Raw genomic sequence first — 17,371 nt, 5'->3', positions numbered from 1 at the left:
AAAGAATTGGGGAAATTGATATGAAACAAACACCACTTTTTTTAAGCGCTCCATTGCATGAAAAGATTTGGGGTGGTGATCATTTAAAAGACTACGGTTTTGATTTACCTAATGATAAAATTGGGGAAGCTTGGATTGTTTCTGCTCATGATCATGGAGCTAGTACGATCCAAAATGGTGATTTAAAAGGTAAAAGTTTAGTAGAGGTTTGGGAAGCAAATCCGGAACTTTTCGGAGGTCATCCAAAAGGCCAAGCCTTTCCACTCCTAGTTAAAATTTTAGATGCCAATAAAGATTTATCAATTCAAGTTCATCCCGATGATACCTATGCTCGTGAACATGGTGAAAAATATGGTAAAACGGAAAGCTGGTACATTTTATCAGCCAAACCCGATGCGAAACTTTATTTTGGCCATACTGCACAAACTAAATCGGAATTTCAAACCGCAATTGATCAAGGCCATTTAGACGAAAAATTACGAACAATTCCGGTTAAAGCTGGGGAATTCTACTATGTTCCAGCGGGCACCTTACACGCTTTAGGAGCCGGGATTGTCGCCCTTGAAACCCAACAGAGTTCCGATATGACTTTTAGATTTTATGATTTTGATCGAGTTGATGAAAAAACTGGCCAAAAACGTGATTTACAAATCGAACAAGCTTTAGATGTTACTAAGATTCCGCACGTCGATTATCACAATGAGACGAGTACTAAATTAGTGGAAAATGGCCAAATTACTAATTTAGTTGACGAAAAGTATTTTGCAGTCAATAAATTATCAATTAAAGGTATTAGTCATTTGGAAAATGTGGCGCCTTACCAAATTATGACCGTAATTGAAGGATCCGGTTCCTTAATAGTTAATGATGAAAAATATTCCATTGAAAAAGGCATGAGTTGGATTTTGCCTAATTCCATTCAAAATTATGAATTAGCCGGTACGATGACGTTAATTGCTAGTCATGAAAATCGATAAAAATAAAAGGTTCTAGCCATTGGCTAGAACCTTTTATTTAAAGATCAAGATAAATCCTAAAATGATTAAGATAGTTCCGGTGATTAAAGAACCGTATTTTTGAAATACTTTGTTAAGTCCATTTAACTTAGATAGTAAGAATCCTACCACACACCAAATGGCCATAAGGGCTAATAAGTAAATATTAATTCCTAATAGATCTTCCATGGATAGGGATGAAAAGAAGGGAATATATACTCCCAGATTGTCACCACCATCGGCTAAACAGATTGAAAGAATGGATGGTAGGGTAATAATACCAATGTTTTTAGCGGTGCTTTTTCGTTTATGATTGTGTTCCTCGTGGAGATCCCATAAAATTTTAATTCCCATAAATAAAGGGACGGCTCCTAGACCATTGGTAAAAGCTTTTGGAAAGAGCCGTAAGCCGTAACTAGCTACATCACTAAGTAATAAGATGACTAGATAGGCAATTAATTCACCACTAAATATTTTTAGGACGGGGTGATTTTGTTTGATTTTTGGATTGGTGGTTTTCGCAGTCATATAAAAAGTAAACATAATTACTAAGTCATCAATGTCGGTAGCTAGAAATGCAATAGTGGCAGTAATTAAATTATTAATCAAAATTGGCACCTCGGTATATTGAATTATTACCATGGTACAACAAAAAAAGAGTTCTCGGGGGAGAGAACTCTTTTTAATAAAACACATTAAGTTTTATAAACAACAATAATCGTTGTGTAGGGGGAAAATTATGATATGTACTTCTACATAACCAAAATTTATCTACTATAAGATTATATTACAAAATGGTAATGCAAATTAGAATTTTTTATGAAGATTTTGTGATAAAAAAAGAGACTAGTCGGGGGAGACTAGTCTTTTAAGTACTTTATTCTAGGGGAAGAATATGAATATAAAATAATAAATTAAAGGGGGATTTAATTTATTTATATGAGGTAAGTAATAATCACTTATTACTATGTTTAATAATATAAGCCATAAATGTTGTCAATCAAGGAATAAAATATGAATTTTATATGAAGTTATACGTTTTACTAAAATCTATAACGAAATAATTTTTTGGTTATAAAAGCGCTTTATTTATGATTAAATTAAGGTTTTTTAGTGATTTATCTATGATTTTAAAGCTTAATTTAGTAAAACATTTAAATTAAAATAATTATCAAAGTTTTTATTATCCTATTTTCAGTAAGAATTATCTCCGATAACCCTGAAAATACTTAAATTCAGTTTGATTTGATCACATATTAGTACTAACATGTTTATGAAAGGGTATTTTTAAGAAGCTTACCAAAGATTGGTTAGGCTGCTCTGAAGTTACAAACTTAATACTCACGTTGGCAGCAGCTACTAAGATTGATCGACTGCGGTTATAAAATTGTAAGTAATTTAGGTAGAACAGTCTTTAGTGGTTGTGATGATGATTTTTATAGTTAATTTTAATCGAAAGAGGGCTTTTAAATGGTTAATAAAAGTTTTTCTGAAGTTATTATGGACAAAAATTTTGAAGATAACCATTTTTGGTTTGTTCGTTTTAGATCTACTAAGTCATATCAACAACTTTCAACTATGCAAAAGAAAATGGCATTTTATGTAACGCATTCGTTTGCCGGCCTATCATATCAATATGAAAATAAGCTCATTCAAGATTGGAACGTTCAGTCTACTAAAGCAGTCTTACTAAAATATTATCCTAAAAAGATTTCAGCTACTAAAGAATTCTTTGAAAGTGTTGTTCCAGTATTAAAACGTTACATCAATTTTTTAGGAGTTCAAAAAAAGCTTTCTAATTCTAAAGAATTGGTCGAATTTTTAGATTCATTTTCGGAAGATGAATTTATCAATGAAAGTGATAAAAAACACGTTTGGGATGAACATAAACAAAAGGGTATGCAGTATATGCTAGGGTATATTGAAGATGTAAAATACGATGATATCAAGTTATTTGAAAAGCAACATAACATGAACATTCCTTTGAATATCATCTTGCATAAAAAACCAGTTCCCGATAATGTCATTTTATTAACTGAACGACGTAGAAATGAAACGGCTAAACAAATCATGAATAAGATGAAAAAAAACGCAACTAATTAGTTGCGTTTTTTTATTTTTAAAATACCCGAAGATCGGTAATATGTTTAATAGAAAATTCTTGAATTCCCCGAGCGGGTAATTTTATAAAGGTTAAACCGGATCTAACGGCCGCTACCGTTCCAGTAACGTGGCGACCATTAGCGGTAAAAGCAATGATTTGACCGGTTTGAGCAGCTCTAATTAATTGTTTGGAGCTTTCTAATTCATATGTAGTCAAAATTTTCACCTCACAGATTAAAAATAAAGTATAGCTTTACCGTTTGGGAATGTAAAATGATTTGCTCAGGTAATTACTAGCCATATTAATAGTTTATTTATAGTTTTAGCGATAAAATACAATTAAATAATACTTTATGGGGGATAAACTAATGACAGAAAAACAAATGATCGATCAAATTCTAAACACGGTTGATGTATTATATAAATTTGGTGAAGTTAATGCTGATAAAGGTAAATATATTATTTTAGTCAAACAACAAGATGGGGATCGTCGTAAATTACAACAAGTTAACGAAGAAATTAAAAAATACTTTGAAGAAGCTGATTTTACATACACTGAATCTATTAAACCAGCTGATGGTCTAGAAGATATCCGTATAGAAATTAAACGATAATTGGTATATATCAATAAAAGCTTTTAAATAAACAATTTGTAACCTAAAACACATTGTGGTATATTCATAATGTGCTTTTTTGTTATAAGCAAAAATACATATTGAATCTAGCGAATGTGCTAGGATAGGGATAAATTATTGAAGTAATATCCCGTTAGGGGAGGTAAGAGAATGTTAAATGATAAAGAAAAGTATATTTTATCAATCGATCAAGGTACTACTAGTACACGAGCAATGATTTTCGATCACACTGGTAGAAAAGTAATTGAAGGCTATAAACATTTAGATCAAATCATTCCACATAATGGTTGGGTGGAACAGGATGCTAATGATATCTGGAATTCGGTATTAACTGTAATTTCTAGTGCCTTAATCGATGCGGGAATTCATCCCGAAGATATTTCCGGAATCGGAATTTCAAATCAACGTGAAACCACGGTAATATGGGATAAAACCACGGGTGAGCCAATTTATAATGCAGTTGGCTGGCAGTCAAAGCAGACTGCTCACATAACTAAAAAATTAGAAAAAGACGGATATGAAGATTTAATTCATAAAAAAACTGGATTAATTATCGATTCATATTTTTCTGCTACTAAGATTCGTTGGATTTTAGATAACGTTCCTGGCGCTCAAGAGCGTGCTGAAAAGGGAGAATTATTATTTGGAACCATCGATACTTGGTTAGTTTGGAAATTGTCGGGGGGCCGTTATCATATAACGGATTATTCAAATGCTAGTCGAACCATGTTGTTTAATATCCATGCCTTACGTTGGGATGAAGATATTCTTAAACTACTAAATATTCCCAGAATTATGTTGCCCGAGGTCAAAACTTCCAGTGAAGTTTATGGCACGACCCAGAATTATCAATTTTACGGAATTGAAGTTCCAATTGCCGGTATTGCTGGGGATCAACAAGCGGCTTTAATTGGTCAAATGGCTTTTGAACCCGGTATGATTAAAAATACTTACGGTGATGGGGCCTTCATCATGATGAATACGGGAGATACACCGGAATTATCTGATGAAAACTTATTAACTACGATTGCTTATAACATCGGGGGAAAAGTTACGTATGCTTTAGAAGGATCCATTTTTATTGCGGGCACAGCAGTGACTTGGTTAGCCGATGAAATGCATATGATTGATAGCGTACCAGAATCTCGTCAGGCTGCGATGGAATCTAATGATAATGATGATTTATATCTCGTGCCAGCTTTTAATGGTTTAGGAGCACCTTATTGGGATGAAGATGTTCGCGGTTCAGTTTTTGGATTGACTCGTAACACCAATCGGGATGATTTTGTAAAAGCTACTTTACAATCGATTGCCTATGGAACTCGGGATATTATCGAAACTATGGAAAAAGACACCAAAATGCATATTCCGATGTTGATGGCCGATGGCGGCTCTTCTAGAAATCGTTATTTAATGCAATTTCAAGCCGACATTTTAAATATTCCCATTAAACGAGCTAGTGATGAAGATACCACGGCTTTTGGTGCTGCAATTTTAGCCGGATTATCGGTTGGCTTTTGGAAAGATATTGATGAAATTAAGAATTTTGTCGAAGATGGTCGCCTATTTGAACCTAATATGCCTAGTGACAAACGCAAACGCCTTTATCGAGGTTGGAAAGCTGCGGTAACGGCAACCAGGGCCTTTAGATGGACTGATTGCAATGAAAAATGAGGAACCTAAAAATCAATTACCAATGGATGAAACTAAAGATAGTTTTGACCGACGCTACGAAATTCCTAAGGATCGCTTAGAATCGTTTACTGATGGGGTTGTAGCCATTGTCTTAACGGTATTAGTTTTGAATATTAAAATTCCGGATAAACCAACTTGGAGTTCAGTGTATTCCATTCGGCATATTTTGATTGCTTACGTGGTAAGTTTTATATTTGTCGCAATTATTTGGGTTAATCATCATCGGTTATTTCAATTAATTGATACAATTTCTTATCGCGTTATCTGGGCTGATTTATTTTGGCTTTTTTGGCTGACTTTGTGTCCGGCCGTGACCGCATGGATTGGGGATAATCCTAAGGATCTAGTACCTAATTTGCTGTATGTTTTGATTTATACCATGTGGAGCTGGTCGTTTGGCGTACTCGTTAAAGAAGTTATTCACTCAAGTAATCCGCAATCTAAAACGGTGTGGATTTTAAAACGAGATAAACGTAGTCAAATATCCATGTTTTTAAATATTCTAATTTTATTAGGGGTATTTATTTATCCTTCCATTGGATTGGTAGGTCGATTTTTTGTATCTTTTATTTGGATCTTTTCTTATAGACGATCTAATGAAATTCAAACGGCGATTTTTAATCGACTAAAATTAATTTTTAAACATAAATAAAAAAAGCATGGTATCTAACGATACCGTGCTTTTATTTTTTGTGTTTAGTTTTGAGGTAGCCACTTTGAACTAAAATGTCGCGGGAGTGCTGATCGGCGGGAACGTATCCTTTATTAAAGAGATGCCTAAAATACATAAGATTATAAAAGGCGCCCCAGATTACACTCAAAGCATACGTAGCTTCGGAATAGGCAAAATCAATATTTACATTAGTAACTGTAGCAATTAAGAAACCAATGCCCCATTGGACCCCAATCATACAAAGGGCGTTATACCAGTCACGTCTAAAAATAGGGATTAGGATTGAGAAAAGAAAGCTAGTCCATGAAAAACCAACTTTAGCAATTCTAATTTGACCGTTAGATTTGTTAACTACGGTAGCGTAGTTGGGAGGAATCGGTAACATGTTCCGATTATTGTCGTCATCATTAAATGGATTTTTCAATTAAATAGCTCCTTTATTATTTTTTGGTAAATTTAACCACACATTCACAGCGAGCCGTTTGGGGCATCATGTCGATTGATTGAATGTAATCAACGTTATATTTTTTAGTTAATTTTACTAAGTCTTTAGCTAAGGTTGAGGGGTTACAAGAAATATAAACGAATTTCTTAGGAGCACTCTCTAAAATCGCATTAATTAAACTATCTGCTAAACCGGTACGGGGTGGATCCACGATAATTGCATCCGGTTTGAAACCTTCTGCTAACCATTGAGGTAAGAGGACTTCCGCTTCCCCAACTTCATAGTGAGCGTTGGTAATATTATTTTTTAAAGCATTGTGGTTGGCATCATCAACTGCTTCAGCGATCGTATCCATTCCACGAACTTCTTGGACTTCATCCGCAATTGATAAACCAATGGTTCCCACTCCTGAATAAGCATCGACGATCTTTTCGCCACCACGAAGTTCTAAAGCCTTGAAAGCTTCTTGATATAGGGTTGGTGTCATAAAGGAATTAAGTTGTAAAAAGGCACGAGGTGATAAATCAAAACTGACCCCATCTAACTCCTCAGTAATGGTTTTGCGACCGGCTAAATGAATCGTTTCATCACCCCAAACTAGTGGAGTGCGACCGGGATTAACATTTTGCATAACTGAAACCACTTGTGGAAGTTGTTGTTCAATCATTTCTAACAATTGACGTTTTTTAAGTAATTTTTTACTTTGAGTGACAAAAGTTACTTGAACTTGATTAGTTGCTTGAGCAGCTCGAACTACCAAGGTTTTAATAATTCCAGAATTTTGTTCTTCATCATACACCGGAATACCTAATTCTTGAATCATTTTAACTAAGGCATTAATTACTTCCATAGTTAGAGGATATTGCAGAGCACAAGTTTTTAAATCTACCACGTCATGGGTGTTAGCTTTGTAAAGACCGGCGATGACTTGATCATTTTCATCCTTACGGACTTGGAATTGCGCCTTATTACGGTAACCCGTTGGATTTTCCATTCCGATAGTAGCTGGAAGATAATATTTATTGTAGCCCGCTGGTTTATATTTGTTTAAGGCTTGTAAAATAACGTCACGTTTAAAGTCTAGTTGAGCGGGATAAGCTAGGTTTTCTAATTCAAATCCACCGACTTCATTTGCGTAACTGTCAACTGGAGTGATTCGATCTTCACTCGCCCGTTCAATTTTAACTAATTTAGCGTTAATAAAACGCATTTTGTCTTCCACGACCTCTACTAAAACTTTTTCCGTAGGTAGGGCGCCGGGGACAAATACTAATTTACGTTGGAAGTATCCGATACCTTCACCGTTGATACCTAATCGTTTGATCAAAACTGAAAAACGTTGACCAACTTCAACATGGACACTTAACTCTTTTTCTTCAAATTTATTATTATTTCTCATATATTTTTCCTTTGTAATTATTGGTAAATATTATAGCACGTTTTAGATACGAAAAAAAAAGCCGTTCTAAATTTAGAACGACTTTTAATTTAAGCATTAATTTTAAAAATCAGTAGTATCTGGATCGATGGCTAAACCGGCTTTGCCTTGTAAACCATCAAGAGTTTGCATATCTGATTTGTCGATTTCAAAATCGAAAATATCACCATTTTGTTTAATATATTCTTCGTGAGTTGATTTTGGAAGCGGAACAAATCCGTGTTGGAAAGACCAACGAATTAAAATTTGAGCTGCAGATTTGTTATATTTTTTAGCAATTTCTTGGACTGGTTGTAATTTTAATAAGTTACCAGTTCCTAAAGGACTGTATGCTTCGGTTAAAATATCGTGGTCGTCGTTGAAGTCAACGATACCAGTTTCCATATCACTAGGATTTAAGAATAGTTGGTTAACCATTGGAGCGATTTCAGCAGTTTCTAATAAAGCATCAATGTGTTTAGCTCTAAAGTTAGAAACCCCGATCGCTTTGGCTTGACCTTCACGATAAAATTCTTCCATGGCTTTCCAAGTTTCCGCATTAGTTTTTTGCCAATTGCTGCGGAATTCTTTAGGGTTAGGCCAGTGGATTAAATATAAATCAACATAATCGAGACCAAGACGATCTAAGGACTTACCAAAAGCCATTTTAGTTTTTTCATAACCGTGATCGTCATTCCATAATTTAGTAGTGACGAAAAGTTCTTTACGTGGAATACCACTATCTTTAATGGCCTTACCAACACTTTCTTCGTTGCCATAATAAGCAGCAGTGTCAATGTGACGATAACCAGCCTTTAGGGCTGAAAGTACAGAATTATAAGCAACGTCTCCATCAGGAGTTTGCCAAGTTCCAAATCCGATTACCGGAATTTTTACACCATTAGTTAAAGTAAATGTATCTGATAAACCAGCCATAAAATCATCCTCCAATCAAAATTATATTAATTTGAAAATTGACTATATTTTAATCTAAATTTTTATTCAGTCAAATAAAAAGGCTAATAACTAGTTTTGTTGTACACTTAGTTTAAACAATTCTTAACAATTTTATTATGGGGGTGGATTGTATGGCAACGGTACTTGATATTAGAAACATCACCTATCAAGTCGAAAAACAAACAATTTTAAATGATATTAATTGGCAAATTGAAGAGGGCTCTTTAATAACCGTTACGGGACCCTCAGGTAGTGGAAAAAGTACTTTAATGCGAATTATCGCTAATTTACAACCATATTCTAGTGGCGAAATTATTTATCAAGGCAAATCTTTAGACGAGTATGATCCGATTAAATATCGTCAGCAAGTTTCCTATGCTTTTCAACAACCCGATTTATTTGGTCAAACCGTGGAAGATAACTTACGATTTCCCTATATGGCTAGAAATCAATCTTTTGATCAAAACCGGGCTTATGATGTGTTGCAATCCGTGGATTTATCCAAAGACTATCTAACTCGTTCGATTGATAATTTATCCGGTGGGGAAAAACAACGGGTTGCCCTGATTAGAAATATTATCATTATGCCTAAAGTACTTATTTTAGATGAAGTTACAACTGGATTAGATGATGTTACCAAGACCGCGGTTAGAAATTTAATCAAACAAGTCAATCAATCGGGAGTGACCGTTTTACAAGTTACTCATGATGATGCTGAAATTAAAAATTCAGATATGTTAGTCACCGTGGCTAACGAAAAACTAACTCAAAATAAGGAGGAATAACGATGAGTCATCAATTGGTTGCTAATAATTCTTCGGTTATCTTGTCATTTATTTTAGTTTTGATTTCATTATATATTGGTTGGAAAGAAAAATTAGGCGTTGATAAAGAAATTGTTATCGCCGTAGTTCGTGCAATTATCCAATTAACCATTGTGGGTTATGTTTTAAAATATGTATTTAAAATTAATAATTGGATGTTAACCGCAGCAATTATGTTATTTATTATTTTTAATGCCGCTTATAATGCCAAACAACGTAGTAATAAGTTACCACAAGCTATGTGGATCTCCTTATTAGCCATCTTTACGGGAACGGGCGTATCCATTTTCGTGGTAATTTTAACGGGATCAATTAAATTTGTACCGATGCAAATTGTTCCTATTACTGGGATGATGGCTGGTCAATCAATGGTTGCGGTTGGCCTTTGCTATCGCAATATGAATAGCTACTTTAAAGATCGTAGAGAACAAGTCATGGAAAAACTTTCGCTAGGCGCTACGCCCTTACTAGCTTCTAAAGATATTATTCGCGATAGTATCAAAACGGGAATTCAGCCAACGATTGATTCAGCTAAAACTTTAGGGTTAGTTTCCTTACCTGGAATGATGTCCGGATTAATTTTTGCCGGGGTCGATCCCGTTTTAGCGATTAAGTATCAAATAATGGTTTCCTTTATGTTGTTATCTAATACTTCCTTGGCTGCCATTATTGCTTGTTACTGTGCCTATAAAAAATATTACAATTCTAGAGATCAATTAATTACTGATTAGGAGAGATTGTTATGAATACAAAAAAAGTTGCAATTGTCACCGGAGCTTCTTCAGGAATCGGCAAACAAATTGCTAAAAATTTAAAACGTAACGGCTTTGAAGTTTATGCTTTAGCTCGTCGAGTTTATAAAATGAATGATTTAGATGATTTAGGTATTAATACGATGTATGTCGATGTGGCTGATGAAACTTCGATTGAAGAGACGGTAGCTAAAATTTTAGCGCAAACTGGTCGCATTGATGTCTTAGTTAACAATGCCGGTTACGGTTCCTTTGGTTCCGTTGAAGACGTTCCTCTAGCTGAAGGCAAACATCAATTTGAAGTAAATGTTTTCGGTGCCATGAAGATGATCCAAGAAGTGGTACCAACTATGCGGGCCCAATTTAGCGGTCGGATTATTAATATTTCCTCAGTCGATGGTAAAATCGCAAACTTGTTAGGAGCTTGGTATGTAGGCACTAAATTTGCGATTGAAGGCATGAGCGATGCTTTAAGATTGGAACTATCTCAATTTGGCATCGACGTAATTTTAATTGAACCCGCCATGGTTAAATCAAATTGGAGTGAAATTGCGATTGATGGGATGAAGAAAGTTACCCAAATGACTCCATACAATACTTTAGGTCGCCAATCAGCGGATTTCTTTAGAGTAGCTACTAAATTTGCTTCATCACCATATGTCATCGCCCGAGCAGTTGATCGAGCTGCCCTTAGCAAGGCGCCTAAGACGCGTTATGCGGTGGGCATGGTGGCTAAAACGGCTGTTATTAGCCGCAAATTGTTACCCGATAAAATGTTAGATCGAATTTTATTAGATTTAACTAAAAAAGCCCACTATATTACTAATCGCGAAGTGGGGAATAATCGTTAGTTCAAGTTAAGGAGGCAGATTAATGAAAGACTTAAATGATTGGCAAATTAATGCTAAAGCTCAAGCTTTAACGGTAGATAGTTCTACGGGCAATAATTCTACGGGAATTATGCAAGCCGTCAAAATCATGCAAGATCAAGCCGTATTTTCGCAAACGGTGGTAGTAGCTTCTTCCGCGGATACGCCGGACTTTATTCCCATCGAACCGGATTTAATTGATGGTCAATTTAATGAAGTGCGCAATAACGGTGAAGTTAAGGCGGTCTTAATGGGTCAGTTAAATACAGTGGAAACACTAGCGGCAGTTATGCATAATCTAAATGCAATTGATTTTGGTCCCATTGTATTAAATCCCGTTGATACTACTAACAATCTCACTGCCGAAATTAAACAAGAAATTTTACCGCATACCCATGTATTAGTGGCGAATGCTTTTCAAGCTAGTCAATTAACTGGGATGGAAATTAATTCTGAACTAGATGCCTTGGCGGTGGCTCAAAAATTACAGGGATTAGGGGTCGCCAATGTCTTGCTAAATAATTTAACTAAGGACGGTCAAATTCAAGACTTAGTTGTATTACAAGATCAAACTCATTTTTGGCTTCCGTATGCTAAATTTGAAGCCGAAAAATCTTTTGGCTCCGTACCGATTATTGCTGCTAGTATTACGGCAGATTTAGCTAAGGGGACTGAAGTCAAAACGGCCATTGAAAATGGTCACCAATTTGTGCAAAATTTTAAAATTGATTTATAGGGGGATTTATTATGTCACAAGCATTTGAACAGGGCTTGCTTAAGTCCGAATTATTAGTAGGATCACGTCAAATTAGAATTGGCGGTCAAACTATTTCCGCAATTGATTTCATTACGGAAGCGGCTAAAGCGGGGGTAACTGCTGTGGTAATTAACGCCGTTGCCTTTGCTTCGGAAACTGGTCCACAAAAAGTGGCGCTAGGATTGCAAGTTAAAGAACTCTGTCGTCAGTTTAACTTACCGCTAATGGTAGTAGATGATTTTCAAATGGCGCAACAAATTGAGGCCGATGGCTTAATTATTCAACAAGATCCGGATACTTTAAGAGATATCGTGGCGGGAGTTAATAATGATATGTTTATTGGTTATTATTGCGATACCGTCGATAAAATTGATTATGCTAATCGAGTTGATCAAGTTAGCTATGTGATTGTTTCTAACGGTGACGATACTAAGACTTTAATTAATCAAAGCAACAAACCCGTTGCCATTTCTGGAACGGTGTCTGAAGAAGAGGCCAAAACTTTAAAGGGTTACGGAGCTTGTGGCCTAATGTCAACCAACATATTTAGTAATGCGGATGATTTAGCCCAAACGGTTAAAAATGTTAACGCCATCTTTGGTTAATATTACATCTCAATTACATTTTTAATAAATGATTGTGCAAGCTATAACAAACGTGTGAAAATAAGATGAGACATAAAAAACATAGAGGTGGAAAAATAATGCAATCATTAAGATCTGGATTAGTTGCATTAGCTTTTGCGGGAATGTTAGGAACAGTTAATTCGGCTAAAGCTGATATCATTGATGCACCTAGTTCGACCGATAAATTTGAAGTTATTAATGCCGGTAATGTAATGAAGGATTACTCTGATAGTTCTTTAAAAACGGTGGATAATACTACTCCTAGTGGAAACACTAGTCGTAAGTATTACAAATCAACGCTTAACCCGGATGAACCAATTTTAACGAACCACTATTCAAGTATTAGTGGTAGTTCCCAAAAAGTTGCTTTGGAAACTCAATGGTTCTTACCCGACGGTTTCAACTTGGATCAAGACCAACACGGTAATTTCCAAAGTGTGGCGTTAGATGATGACAACAACATCTACTTTGTGGAATCAATGGGTTCTAAGACTAACCGCGGATCCATCGCTAAATTTAATTTAACTAAGTTAAAAGAATTAGGCGTGGATACAGACACTTGGGCTATTTGGAACGCTTATAGTTACTTTGATCCCTACACAACTACTGGTATGGAACACAATCGCCAATACAACGAGTATTACCAAGAAATGAAGACACCAGCTAAGAAAGTTAAATCTTATACGGATGCTATTAACCGTAATAAAGAATGGCGTAACAACCAAGTTAACTACAAAGCTAACGCCGCCAAATGGTACAAACACTGGAAAGCTAAAAAGGCTAACATTGTTAAAAAAGCTAAGAAGGCTAAGAAACCTTACTCAGTTTACAAAAACTACAAATCTTATAAGACTTCCGTAAGTAAAATGGCCAAATGGATGAGTAGTTACAAATACCATGGCAATAAGATTAAGAACTACGATAAAAAGATCGCTAACTACACTAAACAAATGGATACTTATCAAAAACAAGTCGATGAAGTTAAGGCTAAAAATCCCGACATGTTTAAATATGTTGATATTGCCCAAACTGCTCAACTAAGTCCAATTATCGATATTGGTCACGGTCAAACTTTAAGTTTTAACCCTGAAAATAAACACATGTATTTAGCTGAAGACAATACTTTATCTGATTTACCAGTGGATCAAAACAACGAAGTTATGGAACTTGATACCAATACTTTACAACCCGTACGTGAATACAAATTCAAGATGCTCCACAATAATAGCAACATGCAATTACATACTTTAGCTTTCGATAGCCAAGGTAATGCCTACTGGGGTCGTAAAAAAGGTTCCGGATATATGATTTTCTATGGTCGTTTAGATGAATATGGAGTTAACTTTGCTCCTTCTAAACGTATCATTGGCAAACGTGGTGGGGATGCTAACCAATTCTTAAGTGTTAACCCTAAGAATGACCGCATCTACTTTGTTTCTGATGATATCTTCACTTCCATTCCAACTGAAGACATTCGTAAAGGTACCACTACCGCTGATGACATTCACTATCAAGCCTTTAAGTCATTACGAGAATTTGAAGGACTAGCTTTTGACCAAGATGGTTATGGTTATCTATTAGCCTTATGGCCAGCTGAATTGCTTAAGAGTACTAAACCTCTTAATTAAAATAAAAACTTCCATTTTATGGAAGTTTTTTTATTTATTAGGGTGTATAATGGCCGTCATATTGAAAACGTGGGAGGAAATTCATGAGTTACTTAGAACTTAAAAATATTAAAAAGTCCTACTTTTTAGGTAAAGAGGAATTTGAAGTTTTAAAGGGAATTAACCTTTCTTTTGAAGAAGGGGAATTTGTTTCAATCTTAGGTGAATCCGGTGGCGGTAAATCTACCTTGATGAATATCATTGGTGGTTTAGATAGTAATTATTCCGGAGAAGTTATTTTAAAAGGCAAATCACTTAAAAATGATACCAATAAGCAAATGGACGCTTATCGCCGGAAGACTATCGGCTTTATCTTCCAAAACTTTAACCTAATTAGTCATTTAACGATCAAGCAAAATGTCTTGGTTGCACTAGAAATGACTAATCTATCTAAAAAAGAACAAGATAATCGAGCAACTGAATTATTAGAAAAAGTTGGTCTAAAAGAACACATGAATAAGTATCCGAACCAACTTTCTGGTGGTCAAAAACAACGGGTAGCGATTGCTAGAGCCTTAGCAGCTAATCCAGAAATCTTGATTGCCGACGAACCTACCGGAGCTTTAGATAGTAAAAATACCGAAGAAATTCTTCAATTATTAAACGAAATTGCTGCCGAAGGTAAATTAATTATCACCGTAACCCACTCTCAACACGTAGCGGATTATGGTACGAGAATTGTGCGCTTAGCAGACGGTAATATTGTTGAAGATATTCGTTTAAAACCAGCTTATCAACCATCTACTACTCCCGAGATGGATACCCATACTTTACGTTTTGGAGCCACTTTAAAAATGGCGCTAGAAAATATGAAATATAATCTAAAACGTAATCTATTAATTATTTTTGGTGCCGCCATCGGGATCTTTAGTGTCATCATGATGCTGGGGCTTGGTAACGGGGTGAAAGGCTATATTAATCACGAAATCTATTCGCAAATTAATCCCAACGCTGTCCAAGTTGCTAAAGCAGCTAAAAATAAAAATTCGCAAGAAATTCAATATATTAATCAATCTGATATTGATCGCTTGAGTAGCGTTAAAAATGTCGATTCAGTTCAAAAAGGTACTTTTGCGCAAGGTGGGGTTCAAGTTCACTATAATAAGAAATCTCAAACCTTGCCAATCATGCAGACATATAATAGTACAATTAAACAAAAATCGATTAAAAAAGGTGCCGCTCCTAAAGATGGCGAAATCCTAATTTCCACCACTTTAGCTAAGAAATTTAACGCTAAACATCCTAACAGTATGTTAAACAAAAAGATCAAATTATTTGTAACTACTATGGATAAAAATAAAAAACCAGTAACCGTATCGAAAACTTTAAAAGTTAGTGGATTTGCCGAGCTGGGTTCACTAACCGCTATGCCAACTTACGATACGATGGAACAAATGTATCAAACTAAAAACCTAGATTTAAAACCTAGTTTAGTAACCGTAAATATCAAAGGAAATGTGCAAAATGTGCAACCCGCTCAAGACAAAATCAAGAGCTATAAAAACGATAGCAATAAATCGCTTTACCAAATTACCGGGGTCGGTAGTATTGTTTCTACTTTAAATACTTACATTACCTTAGCCGTAGACGTTTTAGCGGTAATTGCCGGAATCTCATTATTAGTTTCTGCAATTATGATTATCGTGGTTCTTTACATCTCTGTTTCCGAACGAACTAAAGAAATCGGAATCTTACGAGCTCTAGGAGCTTCTAAGGGAAGTATCCGTAACCTCTTCTTCTCCGAAGCTTTCTTTATTGGTTTATTCTCTGCCGTATTTGCGATTGTGATCGCCTTTCTAATTCAAATGGGCGCTAACTCCCTCGCTCAAGCGGGAATTCACTATGACATTATGCAAATTAGTATGGGTAACGTGCTTACCGGCTTACTAGTTTCAATCTTTATTAGTTTATTTGCGGCCTTAGCACCAGCTAACAAAGCTGCCAAATTAGATCCAATTGAAAGTTTAAGTCGCGAATAAGCTTAAGGCTAACTGAGAAATCAGTTAGCCTTTTTTTAATGTTTTTAATTAAGTTGATGCAAGCCCAAAGCTCCCGCCATTAAATTACCGCGTTAGGATTTGCGAATGGTCTTTTATAGACTTTTAAGTGTGATAGGGCCCTTGATCAAAACTCAAATAAAGGAAGAATTAACATGAATTCCACCGAATTAGCCTTTGAATTTTTGATGCAAGATGATCACGAAGTAATTATTTATGGAGTCTTGAAGCGACTTAATATCACTAAAAGTCACAAAGATTATGACGATTTATTACAAGAAGGCCGGTTAGCCTTCATCAAAGCTTATCAACGAGCCCCGAAAGATGATGGTCAAGTCTGCTTGCCATATATCTATCAGGGTGTTTATTGGGATCTTTTAGATTATCTCAAACGCCAAACCCGGATTAACCAACATCAAGAAACAGATGACGATAATGAGATTCTCGAACTACCGCAAGCTAATCTACCCGATTGCGAAATCGACTTAGTTTATCAACAAATCCTTAAAAATTGTGATAACTATCAACGCAAATATCTAATTGGTAAATATCAACTGGGCTTAAATCCGACCGAAATGGCCCGCTACTTTGGGGTCTCTAGAAAGACAATCTACCAATGGAAACAAGGCATTTTAGAGATTGGACAAACCGTTTTTAAAGATTAGGGTAACACTTTGTGGGGGCTAATTCGTTATTAACTATGTAAGGGTTAGCGCTAACGCTTAACAAACGATAAAGGAGATTACACCATGCAAACAGATTGGTTAAAAGCCAGTGCCACTTATACTATGACAGGAGCCGGTCACGAAAACGGAGTTAGACATACCTTCGCTAACGTTGCTCAAGCCGCTACTGCCGAACAAATTATGGAATTTGGTAACATCTTAGAAAGTTTGACCAGTGATACGATCATCGACGTTACCGTTTCGCAAACAAATCACATTCTAGCCAAATAATAA

Annotated in this window: 19 protein-coding genes; 14 read left to right on the top strand and 5 right to left on the bottom strand. The window is 35.5% G+C overall.

Annotation, left to right across the window (positions count from 1 at the left end; translation table 11 throughout):
- Window positions 1–20 precede the first annotated feature (20 nt).
- The gene (manA, locus tag LHL71_RS05915) at window positions 21–977 is read left to right on the top strand and encodes a mannose-6-phosphate isomerase, class I (RefSeq protein ID WP_227360881.1); all 957 of its coding nucleotides are present in this window, start codon (window positions 21–23) and stop codon (window positions 975–977) included.
- 33 nt (window positions 978–1,010) lie between these two features.
- Here manA and LHL71_RS05910 read toward each other — a convergent pair whose 3' ends face one another.
- Window positions 1,011–1,604, bottom strand: a complete 594-nt coding sequence (locus LHL71_RS05910; protein ID WP_227360880.1) for a cadmium resistance transporter — start codon at window positions 1,602–1,604, stop codon at window positions 1,011–1,013.
- A gap of 861 nt (window positions 1,605–2,465) precedes the next feature.
- On the opposite strand from LHL71_RS05910, the gene LHL71_RS05905 reads away from it, so the two are divergent.
- Window positions 2,466–3,098, top strand: a complete 633-nt coding sequence (locus tag LHL71_RS05905; RefSeq protein WP_227360879.1) for a hypothetical protein — start codon at window positions 2,466–2,468, stop codon at window positions 3,096–3,098.
- A 16-nt stretch (window positions 3,099–3,114) separates the two neighbouring features.
- Here LHL71_RS05905 and LHL71_RS05900 read toward each other — a convergent pair whose 3' ends face one another.
- Window positions 3,115–3,315 (bottom strand): hypothetical protein, encoded by a 201-nt coding sequence (locus LHL71_RS05900; RefSeq protein ID WP_227360878.1) that lies wholly within the window; start codon window positions 3,313–3,315, stop codon window positions 3,115–3,117.
- Between the two features lie 151 nt (window positions 3,316–3,466).
- On the opposite strand from LHL71_RS05900, the gene LHL71_RS05895 reads away from it, so the two are divergent.
- From LHL71_RS05895 to LHL71_RS05885, 3 genes are all read left to right on the top strand, one after another.
- The gene (locus LHL71_RS05895; RefSeq protein WP_227360877.1) at window positions 3,467–3,712 is read left to right on the top strand and encodes a hypothetical protein; all 246 of its coding nucleotides are present in this window, start codon (window positions 3,467–3,469) and stop codon (window positions 3,710–3,712) included.
- Between the two features lie 171 nt (window positions 3,713–3,883).
- Window positions 3,884–5,407, top strand: a complete 1,524-nt coding sequence (gene glpK, locus LHL71_RS05890; RefSeq protein WP_227360876.1) for a glycerol kinase GlpK — start codon at window positions 3,884–3,886, stop codon at window positions 5,405–5,407.
- A gap of 61 nt (window positions 5,408–5,468) precedes the next feature.
- Window positions 5,469–6,080 carry a TMEM175 family protein gene (locus LHL71_RS05885; RefSeq protein ID WP_227361623.1) on the top strand — a complete coding sequence of 204 codons (612 nt, stop codon included), beginning with the start codon at window positions 5,469–5,471 and terminating at the stop codon, window positions 6,078–6,080.
- Window positions 6,081–6,111: 31 nt separating this feature from the next.
- Here LHL71_RS05885 and LHL71_RS05880 read toward each other — a convergent pair whose 3' ends face one another.
- The 3 genes from LHL71_RS05880 to LHL71_RS05870 all read right to left on the bottom strand — a co-directional run bounded on the left by LHL71_RS05880 (window position 6,112) and on the right by LHL71_RS05870 (window position 8,899).
- Window positions 6,112–6,525, bottom strand: coding sequence for a hypothetical protein (locus tag LHL71_RS05880; RefSeq protein WP_227360875.1), 414 nt, complete (start codon window positions 6,523–6,525; stop codon window positions 6,112–6,114).
- A gap of 16 nt (window positions 6,526–6,541) precedes the next feature.
- Window positions 6,542–7,945 carry a 23S rRNA (uracil(1939)-C(5))-methyltransferase RlmD gene (gene rlmD / locus LHL71_RS05875; RefSeq protein WP_227360873.1) on the bottom strand — a complete coding sequence of 468 codons (1,404 nt, stop codon included), beginning with the start codon at window positions 7,943–7,945 and terminating at the stop codon, window positions 6,542–6,544.
- Between the two features lie 102 nt (window positions 7,946–8,047).
- Window positions 8,048–8,899 (bottom strand): aldo/keto reductase, encoded by an 852-nt coding sequence (locus tag LHL71_RS05870; RefSeq protein ID WP_227360872.1) that lies wholly within the window; start codon window positions 8,897–8,899, stop codon window positions 8,048–8,050.
- Between the two features lie 152 nt (window positions 8,900–9,051).
- Here LHL71_RS05870 and LHL71_RS05865 point away from each other — a divergent pair, with 152 nt between their 5' ends.
- The 9 genes from LHL71_RS05865 to LHL71_RS05825 all read left to right on the top strand — a co-directional run bounded on the left by LHL71_RS05865 (window position 9,052) and on the right by LHL71_RS05825 (window position 17,368).
- Complete coding sequence (locus LHL71_RS05865; RefSeq protein ID WP_227360871.1) at window positions 9,052–9,705, top strand: ABC transporter ATP-binding protein; 654 nt, start codon at window positions 9,052–9,054, stop codon at window positions 9,703–9,705.
- Between the two features lie 2 nt (window positions 9,706–9,707).
- Window positions 9,708–10,475, top strand: a complete 768-nt coding sequence (locus LHL71_RS05860) for an ABC transporter permease (RefSeq protein ID WP_227360870.1) — start codon at window positions 9,708–9,710, stop codon at window positions 10,473–10,475.
- A gap of 11 nt (window positions 10,476–10,486) precedes the next feature.
- Complete coding sequence (locus tag LHL71_RS05855) at window positions 10,487–11,347, top strand: oxidoreductase (protein WP_227360869.1); 861 nt, start codon at window positions 10,487–10,489, stop codon at window positions 11,345–11,347.
- Window positions 11,348–11,369: 22 nt separating this feature from the next.
- Window positions 11,370–12,101: a PfkB family carbohydrate kinase gene (locus LHL71_RS05850; RefSeq protein WP_227360868.1), complete on the top strand. Its 732-nt coding sequence runs from the start codon at window positions 11,370–11,372 to the stop codon at window positions 12,099–12,101.
- A gap of 11 nt (window positions 12,102–12,112) precedes the next feature.
- Window positions 12,113–12,727, top strand: a complete 615-nt coding sequence (locus LHL71_RS05845; protein ID WP_227360867.1) for a thiamine phosphate synthase — start codon at window positions 12,113–12,115, stop codon at window positions 12,725–12,727.
- A 98-nt stretch (window positions 12,728–12,825) separates the two neighbouring features.
- A complete protein-coding gene (locus LHL71_RS05840) occupies window positions 12,826–14,376 on the top strand; it encodes a hypothetical protein (RefSeq protein WP_227360866.1) in 1,551 nt (516 codons plus the stop codon).
- Window positions 14,377–14,459: 83 nt separating this feature from the next.
- Window positions 14,460–16,394 (top strand): ABC transporter ATP-binding protein/permease, encoded by a 1,935-nt coding sequence (locus tag LHL71_RS05835; protein ID WP_227360865.1) that lies wholly within the window; start codon window positions 14,460–14,462, stop codon window positions 16,392–16,394.
- A 173-nt stretch (window positions 16,395–16,567) separates the two neighbouring features.
- The gene (locus LHL71_RS05830) at window positions 16,568–17,077 is read left to right on the top strand and encodes a sigma-70 family RNA polymerase sigma factor (RefSeq protein ID WP_227360864.1); all 510 of its coding nucleotides are present in this window, start codon (window positions 16,568–16,570) and stop codon (window positions 17,075–17,077) included.
- A gap of 84 nt (window positions 17,078–17,161) precedes the next feature.
- Entirely contained in the window at window positions 17,162–17,368 is a 207-nt protein-coding gene (locus LHL71_RS05825) for a DUF1659 domain-containing protein (RefSeq protein WP_227360863.1), read from the top strand.
- Window positions 17,369–17,371 lie beyond the last annotated feature (3 nt).

This window comes from Lentilactobacillus laojiaonis (genome assembly GCF_020616595.1).
GTDB lineage: Bacteria > Bacillota > Bacilli > Lactobacillales > Lactobacillaceae > Lentilactobacillus > Lentilactobacillus laojiaonis.
Note: the sequence above shows the minus strand (reverse complement) of the source record. Positions and strands in the feature narration are given on the sequence as shown.

Bases quoted from the DNA above. Each gene is read 5' to 3' on its own strand.
- manA (WP_227360881.1), top strand. From the start codon at position 21: ATGAAACAAACACCACTTTTTTTAAGCGCTCCATTGCATGAAAAGATT.
- LHL71_RS05905 (WP_227360879.1), top strand. From the start codon at position 2,466: ATGGTTAATAAAAGTTTTTCTGAAGTTATTATGGACAAAAATTTTGAA.
- LHL71_RS05895 (WP_227360877.1), top strand. From the start codon at position 3,467: ATGACAGAAAAACAAATGATCGATCAAATTCTAAACACGGTTGATGTA.
- glpK (WP_227360876.1), top strand. From the start codon at position 3,884: ATGTTAAATGATAAAGAAAAGTATATTTTATCAATCGATCAAGGTACT.
- rlmD (WP_227360873.1), bottom strand. From the start codon at position 7,945: ATGAGAAATAATAATAAATTTGAAGAAAAAGAGTTAAGTGTCCATGTT.
- LHL71_RS05870 (WP_227360872.1), bottom strand. From the start codon at position 8,899: ATGGCTGGTTTATCAGATACATTTACTTTAACTAATGGTGTAAAAATT.
- LHL71_RS05865 (WP_227360871.1), top strand. From the start codon at position 9,052: ATGGCAACGGTACTTGATATTAGAAACATCACCTATCAAGTCGAAAAA.
- LHL71_RS05860 (WP_227360870.1), top strand. From the start codon at position 9,708: ATGAGTCATCAATTGGTTGCTAATAATTCTTCGGTTATCTTGTCATTT.
- LHL71_RS05855 (WP_227360869.1), top strand. From the start codon at position 10,487: ATGAATACAAAAAAAGTTGCAATTGTCACCGGAGCTTCTTCAGGAATC.
- LHL71_RS05850 (WP_227360868.1), top strand. From the start codon at position 11,370: ATGAAAGACTTAAATGATTGGCAAATTAATGCTAAAGCTCAAGCTTTA.
- LHL71_RS05845 (WP_227360867.1), top strand. From the start codon at position 12,113: ATGTCACAAGCATTTGAACAGGGCTTGCTTAAGTCCGAATTATTAGTA.
- LHL71_RS05840 (WP_227360866.1), top strand. From the start codon at position 12,826: ATGCAATCATTAAGATCTGGATTAGTTGCATTAGCTTTTGCGGGAATG.
- LHL71_RS05835 (WP_227360865.1), top strand. From the start codon at position 14,460: ATGAGTTACTTAGAACTTAAAAATATTAAAAAGTCCTACTTTTTAGGT.
- LHL71_RS05830 (WP_227360864.1), top strand. From the start codon at position 16,568: ATGAATTCCACCGAATTAGCCTTTGAATTTTTGATGCAAGATGATCAC.
- LHL71_RS05825 (WP_227360863.1), top strand. From the start codon at position 17,162: ATGCAAACAGATTGGTTAAAAGCCAGTGCCACTTATACTATGACAGGA.